At 73.7% G+C, this 12,316-nt stretch carries 12 protein-coding genes; 4 read left to right on the plus strand and 8 right to left on the minus strand.

Annotation, left to right across the window (positions count from 1 at the left end; genetic code table 11):
• Positions 1–55: 55 nt before the first annotated feature.
• Positions 56–1,024, plus strand: coding sequence for a sugar-binding transcriptional regulator (locus ABD879_RS00115; RefSeq protein ID WP_345016102.1), 969 nt, complete (start codon positions 56–58; stop codon positions 1,022–1,024).
• Between the two features lie 75 nt (positions 1,025–1,099).
• On the opposite strand, the gene ABD879_RS00120 is transcribed toward ABD879_RS00115, so the two are convergent.
• From ABD879_RS00120 to ABD879_RS00135, 4 genes are all read right to left on the minus strand, one after another.
• A complete protein-coding gene (locus ABD879_RS00120; RefSeq protein WP_345016104.1) occupies positions 1,100–1,657 on the minus strand; it encodes a TetR/AcrR family transcriptional regulator in 558 nt (185 codons plus the stop codon).
• A 228-nt stretch (positions 1,658–1,885) separates the two neighbouring features.
• Positions 1,886–2,341: a MaoC family dehydratase gene (locus ABD879_RS00125; RefSeq protein WP_345016106.1), complete on the minus strand. Its 456-nt coding sequence runs from the start codon at positions 2,339–2,341 to the stop codon at positions 1,886–1,888.
• Positions 2,342–2,351: 10 nt separating this feature from the next.
• Positions 2,352–3,239, minus strand: a complete 888-nt coding sequence (locus ABD879_RS00130; RefSeq protein WP_345016108.1) for an amidohydrolase family protein — start codon at positions 3,237–3,239, stop codon at positions 2,352–2,354.
• The gene (locus ABD879_RS00135; RefSeq protein ID WP_345016110.1) at positions 3,236–4,153 is read right to left on the minus strand and encodes an SDR family oxidoreductase; all 918 of its coding nucleotides are present in this window, start codon (positions 4,151–4,153) and stop codon (positions 3,236–3,238) included. Before ABD879_RS00135 ends, ABD879_RS00130 begins: the two co-directional genes overlap by 4 nt.
• 160 nt (positions 4,154–4,313) lie before the next feature.
• On the opposite strand from ABD879_RS00135, the gene ABD879_RS00140 reads away from it, so the two are divergent.
• Positions 4,314–4,793, plus strand: a complete 480-nt coding sequence (locus ABD879_RS00140; protein ID WP_345016112.1) for a MarR family winged helix-turn-helix transcriptional regulator — start codon at positions 4,314–4,316, stop codon at positions 4,791–4,793.
• A gap of 3 nt (positions 4,794–4,796) precedes the next feature.
• Here the strand turns inward: ABD879_RS00140 and ABD879_RS00145 are convergent, their stop codons facing one another.
• From ABD879_RS00145 to ABD879_RS00160, 4 genes are read right to left on the minus strand one after another with little or no spacing between them, the layout of a single operon-like run.
• Entirely contained in the window at positions 4,797–5,990 is a 1,194-nt protein-coding gene (locus ABD879_RS00145; RefSeq protein ID WP_345016113.1) for a cytochrome P450, read from the minus strand.
• A gap of 36 nt (positions 5,991–6,026) precedes the next feature.
• The gene (gene phnE, locus ABD879_RS00150) at positions 6,027–7,673 is read right to left on the minus strand and encodes a phosphonate ABC transporter, permease protein PhnE (RefSeq protein WP_345016114.1); all 1,647 of its coding nucleotides are present in this window, start codon (positions 7,671–7,673) and stop codon (positions 6,027–6,029) included.
• Positions 7,663–8,436, minus strand: coding sequence for a phosphonate ABC transporter ATP-binding protein (gene phnC, locus ABD879_RS00155; RefSeq protein ID WP_345016116.1), 774 nt, complete (start codon positions 8,434–8,436; stop codon positions 7,663–7,665). Before phnC ends, phnE begins: the two co-directional genes overlap by 11 nt.
• A 10-nt stretch (positions 8,437–8,446) precedes the next feature.
• Positions 8,447–9,433: a phosphate/phosphite/phosphonate ABC transporter substrate-binding protein gene (locus ABD879_RS00160; RefSeq protein ID WP_345016118.1), complete on the minus strand. Its 987-nt coding sequence runs from the start codon at positions 9,431–9,433 to the stop codon at positions 8,447–8,449.
• 161 nt (positions 9,434–9,594) lie between these two features.
• Between ABD879_RS00160 and ABD879_RS00165 the strand changes: the two genes are divergently transcribed.
• The gene (locus ABD879_RS00165) at positions 9,595–10,983 is read left to right on the plus strand and encodes an alpha/beta fold hydrolase (RefSeq protein WP_345016120.1); all 1,389 of its coding nucleotides are present in this window, start codon (positions 9,595–9,597) and stop codon (positions 10,981–10,983) included.
• A complete protein-coding gene (locus tag ABD879_RS00170; RefSeq protein ID WP_345016122.1) occupies positions 10,980–12,311 on the plus strand; it encodes a hypothetical protein in 1,332 nt (443 codons plus the stop codon). Before ABD879_RS00165 ends, ABD879_RS00170 begins: the two co-directional genes overlap by 4 nt.
• The last annotated feature ends 5 nt before the right edge of the window (positions 12,312–12,316 follow it).

A 12,316-nucleotide genomic window follows, 5' to 3' on the forward strand; every position in this document is an offset into this window, starting at 1 on the left:
TGTCTACCATGCCAACTGAGCGCCCCCCGGCGCCCGCGTGAGGAGCTGCCAACCCGTGGTGACCGCATCGACGCCCAGCCCCGACCACCTTCGGCTGCTGGTCAAGGTGGCGCGCATGTACCACGAGCGAGGGCTCCGGCAACCCGAGATCGCCGAGCGGCTCAACATGTCGCAGGCGCGGGTGTCCCGCCTGCTGAAGGAGGCGGCCGACCGCTCCGTCGTCCGCACGGTCGTGGTGTCGCCCGAGGGCGTGCACGCCGAGCTGGAAGAGGCCCTCGTCAAGGAGTACGGGCTGCGCGACGCGGTCGTCGCCGACGCCGGCGGCGCCGGAACCGACGTCATCCCCGCGCTCGCGGCCGCCACCGCCACCTATCTCGACGCCACCCTCAAGGGCGGCGACGTCATCGGGATCTCCTCCTGGAGCGCCACCCTCCTGGAGGCGGTCAACGTCATGCCCGCCAAGACCAACTCCGTCGCCCACGAGGTCGTCCAGATCGTCGGCGGATCGGGCAGCCCCGAGGTGCAGCTGCACGCCACCCGGCTGACCAGCCGGCTCGCCGAGCTCACCGGGGCCCGGCCGGTCTTCGCCCCCTGCGCCGCGCTCGTGCACAGCCGCGAGCTGCGCGACCTGCTGTCGAAGGAGCCGGACGTCGCCGAGGTCATGCAGTCGTGGGGGCGGCTCACCCTCGCCCTCGTCGGCATCGGCACCCTGGAGCCGTCGCCGCTGCTGCGCCGGTCGGGCAACGCGATAACGCCGGAGGACAAGCGCCAGCTCGAGGAGCTCGGCGCCGTCGGGGACGTCTGCACCCGCTACTTCGACGCCGAGGGCCGTCCCGTCAACGCCGACTTCGACGACCGCATCATCGGCATCGAACCCGACCAGCTGCGCGCGGTGGACCGCCGGATCGGCGTCGCCGGAGGCGAGGCCAAGGTCGCCGCCATCCGCGGGGCGGCCCGCGGCGCCTGGATCAACATCCTCATCACCGACGCCGACACCGCCAAGGCGCTCCTGAAGAACCCGTGACGCTGAAGAACCCGTGACGCTGAAGAACCCGTGACGCTGAAGAACCCGTGACGCCCCGCCCAGGGCGGTCCCGGTTCAGCGCTGGGCGGTCATCATCCCTTCGAGCATCAAATGCAGATGGGCCCGGAAATCGCGCACCACCTTCGGATGGTCGGTGCGCAGCATTCCGCTGCGCCGGGCGAGCACGCCGGACCCGAGGAAGCCGTGCACGGTCCACACCATCATGCCCAGCATCCAATAGACGTTGACGCCGTCGGGGACCGCGTCCCGGGTCCGCTTCGCCACCAGCCGGAACAGCGGCCGGGGATAGCGGTCCTCCAGGTCCACGATGTCGGCGGCGTCGGCCACCCAGCGGTGCGCCCACAGCGCCCGGACGTAGGGATGGGCGACGTGGAAGTCGAGATAGGCGTCGGCGATGTGGTGCACGCAGCGGCGGTCCGACGGGCAGGTGTCCACCGCCGCCTTCAGGGTCGCCCACTCGGCCTCGAAGGCGCGCCGCATCACCGTCAGATACAGTTGCCGCTTGGTCCCGGCCGCCGCGGTGACCGCCGAGACCGGGACGCCCAGCGCGTCGGCGACCATTCCGAGTGACGTGCCGTCATACCCCATTTCCGCGAACAACTTCGTCGCCATATCGACGATCCGCTCTATTTCAACGTTATTTTCCACCCTTTCATCCTAGATAGCGCCGGGTATGGGGTCATTATGGGCTTGTCAAGAGATGATCTACCTTTCATGTGATTCAACGAACAATCAGGCGCCGTGTCCCGCGCGGCCGGGGCGGTCCGGCGCGGCCGCCGCCGCGCCGGTCAGCCGCGCCGGTCAGCCGCGCCGGTCAGCCGTGCCGGTCAGCCGCGCCGGTCAGAAATAGTGGCGGTAGACGGTGCGGGCGACGCAGGCGGGCTTGTCCGAGCCCTCGATCTCGACGGTGAAGTCGCACAGCATCTGCACCCCGTTGCCGGGCACGCCCTCGACGGAGGCGACCTTGGCGCCCAGCCGGATCCGTGACCCGACGCGCACCGGGGCGGGGAAGCGGACCTTCTCCAGGCCGTAGTTGATGCTCATCGCCGTGCCCCGGATGTCGAGCAGGGCGCCGAACAGGGGGATGACGAGCGAGAGGGTCAGGTAGCCGTGGGCGATGGTGCCGCCGAACGGCCCCTGCGCGGCCTTCTCGGCGTCCACGTGGATCCACTGGTGGTCGTCGGTGGCGTCGGCGAAGGTGTCCACCCGCTCCTGGGTGATCTCCAGCCAGTCGCTGTGCCCGAGGTCCTTGCCCGCCAGGGCCTTGATCTCGTCGAGTCCGTTGACGGTGAGCATGGGGTCTCCTTCAGTGCGTGGTCAGGCCGAGCAGCCGGGCGGCGTTGTCCTTGAGGATCTTTGGGCGGACCTCGGGCTTGATGTCGAGCTTGTCGAAGTCGGCCAGCCAGCGGTCGGGGGTGATGACGGGGTAGTCCGAGCCGAACAGCACCTTGTCCTTGAGCAGGCTGTTGGCGTACCGCACCAGCTGCGGCGGGAAGTACTTGGGCGACCAGCCCGACAGGTCGATGTGGACGGTGGGCTTGTGGACGGCGACCGCCAGCGCCTCGTCCTGCCAGGGGAACGACGGGTGCGCCAGGATGATCCGCAGTCCGGGGAAGTCGGCGGCGACGTCGTCGACGAGCATCGGGTCGGAGTACTTGAGCCGGATGCCGCCGCCCCCCGGCACCCCGGCGCCGATGCCGGTCTGCCCGGTGTGGAACAGCGCGATCGCGCCCAGCTCCTCGATGGCCTCGTACAGGGGATAGGCCATCGGGTCGTTGGGGGAGAAGCCCTGGATGCTGGGGTGGAACTTGAACCCCCGCACCCCGTACCGCTCGACCAGCCGGCGGGCCTCCTGCACGCCCGCCTTTCCCTTCCAGGGGTCGATGCCGGCGAACGGGATCAGCACGTCGGGATGCTCGGCGCAGCTCTCGGCGACCTCCTCGTTGGAGATCCGCGGCCACCCGGTGGCGTGCTCGGCGTCCACGGTGAACACCACCGCCGCCATCTTCCGCTCGCGGTAGTAGGCGGCCATCTCCGCGATGGTGGGCTGGCGGTGCCCCTGCGCCTTGAAGTACTCGGCGGAGGCGCCGAACAGCTCCGGGCTCAGCGACCGGTGGCCGTCCCCGGAGATCTCGGCGTGGGTGTGCACGTCGATGGCGACCAGCGCGTCGACGTCGATCGCGGACCCGCTCACTTCGCGGCCTCCGGGACGTCGGGGGCGGGGATGCCGTAGGTCTCCGGCTCGGCGCCCACGCCCGTGTGCCACTGCGCGGCGATCGCCTCGGCGCTCCAGCCGCCGTCGGCGAACGCCACCGCCTTCTCCTTCGGGTGCGCCCACAGCGCCAGCCGGTCCCCGCCGATGCCGATCGCCTGCCCGGTCACGTCCTTGGCGGCGTCGGAGGCCAGGAACGTGATCAGCCCGGCGACGTCCTCGACCGTGCCCAGGCCCTCGTCCCTGCGCAGCCACTTCGGCAGCGGCGCGCCGGTGCGCTCGGACTCGGCGATGAACGGGGCGAACGCCGGGATGGTCTTGGTCATCTCGGTGGCCGCGACCGGCACCACGGCGTTGACGGTGATGCCCGACCTGGCCAGCTCCAGCGCCCACGTGCGGGCCATCGCGGCGATGCCGGCCTTGGCCGCCGCGTAGTTGGTCTGGCCGAAGTTGCCGCGCTGCCCGGCGGGGGAGCCGATGAGGATGATCCGCCCGCCCTCGCCCTGCTCGCGCATCCGCACCGCCGCCGCCCGGGCGCAGGTGAACGTGCCGCGCAGGTGCACCTTGACGACCGCGTCGAAGTCCTCGTCGGTCATCTTCCACAGCACCCGGTCGCGCAGGATGCCGGCGTTGGTGACCAGCACGTCCAGCCGTCCGAACGCGCGCACCGCCGTCGCGACCAGCTCCTCGGCCGCCGCCGTCTCGCCGACCGCGGCCACCGCGCCGGCCGCCCGGCCGCCCGCCGCGGTGATCTGCTCCACCGCGGCGTCCACCGCCTGCGCGTCCACGTCGTTGACCACCACCGCCGCGCCCGCGGCGGCCAGCGCCCGCGCGTAGGCCAGGCCGAGGCCGCGCCCGCTCCCGGTGACGATCGCGACCTTGCCGTTCAGCTCCATGTCTCCGTCCTTCTCCCGATGAAAAATCGACAGGAATCCTGCCGATTGACAGTGTTGTGTCCGACAGGTTTCCTGTCAATCGTCGATTCGTGGTCGGTGGCAGGATCCTGATAGCGGCAGCACCGCGCACCGACCGGCGCGACCAGGGAGCACACCGAAGATGACCACCACCCCGGCAGACCAGCACCGCACGTCCGGCGCCGAGGCGCACCAGACGCCCGTCAAGGCGCCGCCCTCGCTGCTCTACATGGTCAAACGGCTGGAACTGGCGGTCCGCTCGGGCCTGGAGGAGCTGGTGCGGCCCGCGGGCGTCACCGCGCTGCAGTACACCGCGCTGACCGTGCTGGACCGGCACGACGGCCTGTCGGCGGCCCAGCTCGCCCGCGACTCGTTCGTCACCGCCCAGTCCATGGCCGACATGGTGCGCGCGCTGGAGGGCCGCGGCCTGATCCGCCGCGAGCGCAACCCCGCCAACCGCCGGGAACTGCTCATCCACCTCACCGACGCCGGACGGGACCTGCTGGCCGACCTCGCCGAGCCGGTCCGCCGCCTGGAGGAGCGCATGCTCGGCGACCTCACCCCCCGGCAGGTGGAGCAGTTCCGGCAGGCCCTGTCCAACGCCTGGCACGCCCTGTCCTGAGCGTCACCCGCCGGCCGCGGCGAGGCGCAGCGGCACCGACCTCGGGCCGAACTCCAGCCAGTTGAACATCGTCACCTCGCCGTCGAGGGCGAAGCCGGTCGTGCCGCCCAGCAGGGCCCGCAGCGCGGCGGCCATCTCCAGCCTGGCCATGGCCGCGCCGGGGCAGCGGTGGGCGCCCCGGCCGAACGCCAGGTGGCGGTTGGGCCGCCGGTCCAGGTCGAGCCGGTCGGGGTCGGCGAAGACGGCCTCGTCCCGGTTGGCCGAGGGGAACAGCATGGTGACCGGCTCGCCGGCGCGGATCGTCCGGCCGCCGAGCTCGACGTCGCGGGTGGCGGTGCGGGCGAACACCCGGTACGGGGCGTACAGCCGCAGCAGCTCCTCGACGGCGCCCGGCAGCAGGTCGGGCCGCTCCCGCAGCCGCCGCTGCAGGTCCGGGTCGCGGGCCAGGTGCACGGCGGCGCTGCCGAGCACGGCGTGCGGGGCGCCGATGCCCGCGACGATGGTCTGCCGGACCGTCCCGACCACGAGGTCGTCGGGGATCGGGCGGTCCGGGTCGCGGGCGGCCTCCAGCAGGCTGGTGACCATGTCGGTGTCCGGGTCGCCGGGGTCGCGGCGGCGCTCGTCGACGATCCGGCGGGCGATGCCGTACAGCTCGTCGCTGGCCGCCCTGATGCGGGGCCGGTCCATGTCCTGGATGGCGAAGCTGTACTCCACCCCGATGCGGCGGATCTCCAGCACCCGCTCGACCGGCAGGCCCAGGAACAGCGCGAAGCAGTGGGCGGCGAACGGCAGCGCGAACTCGGCGGAGTAGTCGCCGCCGCCGCGCTCCAGCATCGGACGCAGCAGCTCGCGCGCCGCCTCGGCGAAGGCGGGCGCCAGGCGGCGCACCGCGGCCCGCCGCATCACCCGGTCCAGCGGGGCCCGGTAGACCCCGTGCTCGGGCGGGTCGAAGTGCAGCGGGGGCCGGCGGGCGCTGCGCGGCACGTGCGGGACGACGTTCTGCACGGCGGTGCTGAACGTGCCGCTGTCGCGGGCGACCCGCACGACGTCGTCGTAGCGGGTCACCGCCCAGAAGCCGCCGAAGGCGTCGCTCCACGGCACCGGGCAGCGCCGCCGCAGGTCGGCGTAGACCTCGTGGGAGCTGTCGAAGGTCTCCGGGAGGCGGGGATCCCAGTCGGACGGGCGTTCGGCGCGCATCGCTTCCTTCCTCGGGCTTCCTTCTTGCGGCGGGGGTCACAGCAGGTGGCGGCGGGCGAGGCGGGCGAGCGCCTCGATGCCGTAGACGACGACGGCGATCGCGATGACGATGGCGCAGGTGACGTCGTAGCGCAGGGTGGCGATGGACTCCTGCATCAGGTAGCCGACGCCGCCCGCGCCGACGATGCCCAGCACGATCGACTCGCGCAGCGCCAGATCGGCGACGAACAGGCCGTTGCCGGTGAACGACGGCACGAACTGCGGCCAGATCCCGGCGGTGAACGCCTGCGGCCGACTGGCGCCGACCGAGGTCAGCGCCTCGTGCGGGACCGGGTCGAGCCGCTCCAGGGCGTCGGTGAAGAACTTGGCGGCCAGCGCGGTGCAGGAGATCCACAGGGCCAGGAACCCGGCGAACGGGCCGAGCCCCAGCGCCGCCACGAACAGCAGCGCGTACACCAGGTCGGGGATGCCCCGCATGACCACCACCAGGGCGCGGACCACCGCCGCCAGCGGGCGCCAGGGGGCGACGCCGGTCGCGGTGAGCAGGGCCGCCGCCAGCCCGCCCACCGCGCCGACGGACGCGGCGCCCAGCGCCATGAGCAGGCTCTCCAGCACCCCCATGAGGATCTCGCCGGAGAACGCCGGCGGCCACATCCCGGTGAGCATCGCGCGCACGTTCGGCCAGGCGCCGGCCAGCCGGTCCAGGCTGAGGTCCAGCGACCACAGCGAGGCCAGGAAGACCGCCGCGGCGGTGCCCGACCCGGCGAACCGCAGCACCCGGTCGCGGTCCCAGCCGACGTCGTGGGCGCGCCGCCCGGCGGGCAGCGCCGCGGACCCGGCCGGCCGGTCCTGCCCGCCGCGCCGGCGGATCGCCACCGACAGCAGCTCCAGCAGCAGGATCAGCACGATGATCACGCAGATGACGCCCGCCGCGCGCCGGTAGGCCAGGCTGCCCAGCGCGGTCTGCAGCGCCACCCCGATGCCGCCGGCGCCGACCACGCCGAGCACCGCCGACGCCCGGATGTTGATGTCGAGCCGGTACAGGACGACGGCGACGAGTGCGGGCAGCACGCGCGGCAGCACGTTGGACAGGGCCACCTGCGACTCGCGGGCCCCGCAGGCGCGGACCGCCTCGGCCGGGACCGGGTCGGCCTCCTCGATCGCGTCGGCCAGCAGCTTGGCGATCATGCCGACCGAGTGCACCGCGACCGCCAGCGCCCCGGCCAGCGGCCCCAGACCGAACGCCCGGACGAACAGGATCGCGAACACCAGCGTCGGCACCGCCCGGGTCAGCACGATGACCAGCCGGGCGATCCGCCGGGCCGCGCCGCGGCCGGGCCGGGTGTGCGCGGCGGCGAAGGCCAGCGGCACCGAGGCCAGCGCCGCCAGCCCGGTGCCCGCCACCGCGATCAGCAGGGTCTCGACGACCAGCGAGACGATGTCGCCGGCGGCCGGGAACTCCGGCGGCAGCATCCGCTCCAGCAGCCGCCGCGTGTCGCCGAGCCCGGCGGCCAGCGTCAGCGGCGACAGGCCGATCCACCAGAACGTCACGCAGGTGACGGCCGCGGCGGCGGCGAGCAGCCCGGCCGCGACGACGGTGCGGGCGCCCAGCGGCGGGCGCAGCGGCCCCGGCCCCGCGGCCTTCCGCTCGGCCCGCACGGCCTGTCCGGTGCTAGTCGGCACGGGCGCCCGCCTTCCGGTAGACGGCCCGCAGCCGCTCCTCCGACAGGGCGGCGGCGGGCTCGTCCAGCACGATCCGCCCCGACCGCAGCGCCACCACCCGGTCGGCCGTGGACAGCGCCAGGTCGATCTGGTGGAGGCTGCACACGACGGAGATGCCGTCCTCGGCGCTGATCCGCTTGAGGGTGTCGAGCACCAGCACGCTGGCGGCCGGATCCAGCGAGGCGACCGGCTCGTCGGCCAGGATCAGCTCCGGGCTCTGCAGCAGCGTCCGGGCCACGGCGACCCGCTGCTGCTGCCCGCCCGACAGCGTGTCGCAGCGCTGGAAGCGCTTGTCGGCCAGGCCGACCCGGTCCAGCTGCTCCACCGCGCGTTCCCGCAGGGCGCGCGGGTAGGTCATCACGCCGTAGCGGGGCCAGCGCAGCGTGGCCAGCGCCCCCATGAGCACGTTCTCCAGCGCCGACAGCCGGCCGACCAGGCCGAACTGCTGGAAGACGAACCCCACCCGGGCGCGCAGCGCCCGCAGTTCGCGGCGCGAGCAGCCGGCGGGGTCGGCGCCGAGCGTGCGGACGGTGCCGCGGTCGGGCAGGTGCATCCCGTTGACCAGCCGCAGCAGGGTCGACTTGCCGGCGCCCGACGGGCCGACCAGCGCGACGAACTGGCCCCGCGGAACGGTCAGGTCGATGCCGTCGAGCACGGCGCCGCCGCCGAAGCCTTTGACGATCCCGGCGAGGTCGAGCACCGCCCCGCCACCGGTGTTGGTCATGTCGGCCTCCTCAGTCGCCGGAAGTGCAGACGTCGGCCTTGGTGACCTCGCAGATCCGGGCGATCGGCCGGTAGGTGCCGTCGTCGGCCGCGACGAAGGTCCAGGCGTTGGACGAACCGAGCGGGCAGGCCGTGGCGCCGGCCTGGTCGCCCCAGGACGCCGGGCCCTTGATCTCCTTGCCCTTGCACAGTCCGGCGGAGGCCGCGCCGGTGGCGGTCAGCCCGGTCACCGTCTTGGCGATCTTGTCGCGCATGTCCTGCGGCAGCCAGGTGCCGACCACGACGGGCGGCCCCGGGATGAGCGGCGAGGTCCACACCTTGCGGACCTGGCCGGGCTTGAGCTGGCCGCGGGCCGGCAGCAGGGTGTCGATGAACACGTCGCCGACGAACGCGATGTCGCAGTCGCCGGCCAGCAGCGAGGCGACCGCGGTGTCATGGCCCTTGGTGAACACGGTCCTGGCGTCCTTGGTCGCGTCCACCCCGGCCTCCTTCATCGAGGCCAGCGGCTGGAGGTAGCCGGTGGTGGAGCCGGGGTCGGTGAAGCAGACGTCCTTGCCCTTGACGTCCGCGAGCGACGTGATCGAGGTGTCGTCGCCGCGGGTCACGCCGTAGGCGTAGGCGCCGGGTGCGCCCTTGGGCGCCTGGAGGGGCACGGCAACCGGCCGCACGTCGGCGCGGCTGCGGGCCAGGTAGTAGCTGAAGGCCCCGTAGACGGCGACGTCCACGCGCTTGGCGACCTGCGCCTCGACCACGGCGGCGTTGCTGGCCACGGCCTGGAACTCGACCGGGACGCCCAGGTTCTTCTGCAGGGCGGTGACGATCGGGGCGAAGGCCGCCTGCAGGTTGTCGGTCTGCTCGGAGGGGATGGCGGCGAACACCAGCTGGTCGGGGCGGCCATTGCCCGCGGCGCCGCGCGCCCCGGGGCCGGTGCCGCAGGCGGAGACGAGGCCGGCCGCGGCGGTGACCGCGATCACGCTCATGGCTGTCTTCCGGAACATCGGCGACTCCCTCGCTACGGGGTGGTCGGCTCAAAGTAAGCAGGTGAAGAGGCATTGTCAACAGTTATGTGACGGCCGTAGGATTCCTGCCGAACATCACGTGCTGCTCTTAACGGACGATCGTCCGATCAGCGTCTCCTTAAACCCCCTGGGAGCCGGACATGCCCACCCCCTTCCGGAGAGCCGCCGGAGCCGCCGCCGCAGCCGCCGCGCTCGCCCTCGTCCCCGCCCCGCCCGCCGCCGCGAAGGACGGCCCGATCGGCCTCCGCGGCGTCCACCCCACCGGCGCGACCTACGCCATCGAGGTCCCCGCCGACTGGAACGGCACCGTCCTGTCGTTCAGCCCCGGCTACGGCCAGGGCGCCGGGCCGCAGCAGCGGCCCGCCGAGCTCGGCGGCAACCCCGCCGCGCGGGAATGGCTGCTGGAGCACGGCTACGCCCTGGCCGGCACACGTCCGTACGGCGACGGCTGGGCCGTCGAGGAGACCCTGCGGGACTCCGCCTCCACGCTGGCCGTCCTCGCCGAGGCCGTCGGAACGCCGGAGACCACGCTGGCGTGGGGCTCGTCGATGGGCGGCAACATCGCCGCCGGCCTGGCCGAACGCCGACCCGACCTGGTCGACGGCGCGCTGCCCTACTGCGCCTCGGTCGCCGGCCCGGTCGCCATGCTCAACCAGGCGCTCGACGCGGCGTTCGCGTTCAAGACCCTGCTGGCGCCCGGCGACACCGGCCTCAAGCTGACCCGGCTGGCGTCGGCCGAGGAGGAGACGCGCAGCACCGCAGCCGCCCGCGCCGTCCTCGACGCCGCCCAGCAGACCCCGGCGGGCCGGGCGCGCATCGCCCTGGCCGCCGCCTTCGCCCAGATCTCGCCCTGGTCGGTGCCCGGGACGCCCGAACCCGCCGCCGACGACTGGGCCGGCCGGCAGGCCCAGCAGTACGCCGCGTTCATGCCGACCGTGTTCTCCCCGCGCTACCCGCTGGAGCAGCGCGCGGGAGGCAGCATGTCCTGGAACACCGGCGTCGACTACCGCAAGCTGCTCAAGGCATCCGGCCGTACCGAACAGGTGAGGGCCCTCTACAGGCAGGCCGGGCTCGACCTGGACGCCGACCTGGCCCGCCTCGACCGGGCCCCGCGCGTCTCCGCCGACCCGCAGGCGGTCGCCTACATGGAACGCAACTTCACCCCCAGCGGCGAACTGGACGTTCCCGTCCTGACCCTGCACGAGCGCGGCGACAACTACCCCACCGTCACGCAGGCCCGCGCCTACTCCGACGCCGTCAGGCGCGCCGGAGACGGGCGGATGCTCCGGCAGGCGTTCATCGACAGGCCGGGGCACTGCCAGTACACCGGAGCCGAACTCGTCGCCACCGCGCTGACACTGGAACGCCGCGTCAAGACCGGCCGGTGGAGCGACGACGCCGACGCCCGCGAACTGGGCCGCCTCGCCGAACGCCTCGCCGCCGAGGACCCGGACCTGGGCACCGCCCAGTTCATCCGCTACACCCCCGACCGCTTCCTGCGCCCGCACGTCCCCGGAGGCATCCGATGAGGCTCCGCGCGACCACCGCCGCCCTCGCCGCGGTCACCGCCCTGCTGGCGCCGGGCACCGCCGTCGCGGGCACCGCGACGCCGCGGGAACTGACCGGCGAGCACGCCGACGGCACCGCCTACGTCATCACCGTCCCGCCCAAGTGGGACGGCACCCTGCTGCTGCTCGCCAACCGGGGGCGCCTCGACGAGCCGTTCCAGCAGTGGGTGACCCGCCAGGGGTTCGCGGTCGCCGGAACCGACTCGCGGCCCGGCTGGCAGCTCAGCACCGACCTGCGCAACATCGCCGCGACCCGTGCGGTGTTCGCCGACAAGGTGGGCGCGCCGGCCCGCACCGTGGCGCTGGGCGACTCCCAGGGCGGGCTGCTGACCCGCGGCTTCGTCCAGTACTACGGCCACCTCGTGGACGGCGCGATGCCCGCGTGCGGCGGCGGCGCCGGCACCGTGGGCATGTGGAACGCCAAGCTCGACGCCGCGTGGGCGCTCAAGACGCTCGTCGACCCCGGCGCGCCGCTGTCGCTGGTGCGCATCGCCGACCCCGCCGCCGAGCAGGCCGCCCTGACCGACCTGATCGGCCGCGCCGGGGCCACCCCGCAGGGCCGGGCCCGGCTCGCGCTGGCCGCCGCGTTCGCGCAGGTGCCCGCGTGGAACGACGCGGCGTCGCCCGAACCCGGCCCGGGCGACCTGGACGCGCTGATCGACGGGTGGAGCGCCGGGCTGCCGTTCGCCGTCGGCGCCCACGTCCGCGCCCCCTACGAGCAGTTCCTCGGCGGCAACCCCTCGTGGAACACCGGCGTGGACTACCGGCGGCAGCTGCGCGCCTCCGGCCGGGAGAAGACGATCAAGGCCGTCTACCGGCGGGCCGGGGCCGACCTGGACGCCGACCTCGACCGGCTCGCCCGCGCCCCCCAGATCGCCGCCGACCCCCGCGCCCTGGCCCGCGCCGAACGGTTCATCACCTACGACGGGAGGCTGCGCGACCCGGTGCTCACCCTGCACACCGTCGGCGACCCGGCCGGGCCGGTATCCGACGAACGCGCCTACCGGGAGACGGCGACGCGGGCCGGGTCCGGGGCGCTGCTGCGGCAGGCGTTCGTGAACCGGGCCGGGCACTGCACGTTCAGCACCGCCGAACGCGCCACCGCGCTGTCGGTGCTGCTGGAGCGCATCGACACCGGCCGCTGGCCCGCGGTGACGCCGCAGGCCCTGCGCCGCCGGGCCGAACAGGCCCCGGACCCGGCGCCCGGCGACGTACTGTTCACCCGAGTCGCTTCACCGGCGCCCGCCCGGACATGGGACGCCGGAGACTGGGGCACCTACACCGACTGAGGGGA

The organism is Actinomadura keratinilytica (genome assembly GCF_039539665.1).
Classification (GTDB): Bacteria; Actinomycetota; Actinomycetes; order Streptosporangiales; family Streptosporangiaceae; genus Spirillospora; species Spirillospora keratinilytica.

What these genes read in the sequence shown, in the direction of transcription:
- phnC (WP_345016116.1), bottom strand. Translation starts at nt 8,436, where the DNA reads ATGACCAACACCGGTGGCGGGGCGGTGCTCGACCTCGCCGGGATCGTC.
- ABD879_RS00125 (WP_345016106.1), bottom strand. Translation starts at nt 2,341, where the DNA reads ATGCTCACCGTCAACGGACTCGACGAGATCAAGGCCCTGGCGGGCAAG.
- ABD879_RS00145 (WP_345016113.1), bottom strand. Translation starts at nt 5,990, where the DNA reads ATGCGCGCCGAACGCCCGTCCGACTGGGATCCCCGCCTCCCGGAGACC.
- ABD879_RS00120 (WP_345016104.1), bottom strand. Translation starts at nt 1,657, where the DNA reads ATGGCGACGAAGTTGTTCGCGGAAATGGGGTATGACGGCACGTCACTC.
- ABD879_RS00140 (WP_345016112.1), top strand. Translation starts at nt 4,314, where the DNA reads ATGACCACCACCCCGGCAGACCAGCACCGCACGTCCGGCGCCGAGGCG.
- ABD879_RS00165 (WP_345016120.1), top strand. Translation starts at nt 9,595, where the DNA reads ATGCCCACCCCCTTCCGGAGAGCCGCCGGAGCCGCCGCCGCAGCCGCC.
- ABD879_RS00160 (WP_345016118.1), bottom strand. Translation starts at nt 9,433, where the DNA reads ATGTTCCGGAAGACAGCCATGAGCGTGATCGCGGTCACCGCCGCGGCC.
- ABD879_RS00135 (WP_345016110.1), bottom strand. Translation starts at nt 4,153, where the DNA reads ATGGAGCTGAACGGCAAGGTCGCGATCGTCACCGGGAGCGGGCGCGGC.
- ABD879_RS00170 (WP_345016122.1), top strand. Translation starts at nt 10,980, where the DNA reads ATGAGGCTCCGCGCGACCACCGCCGCCCTCGCCGCGGTCACCGCCCTG.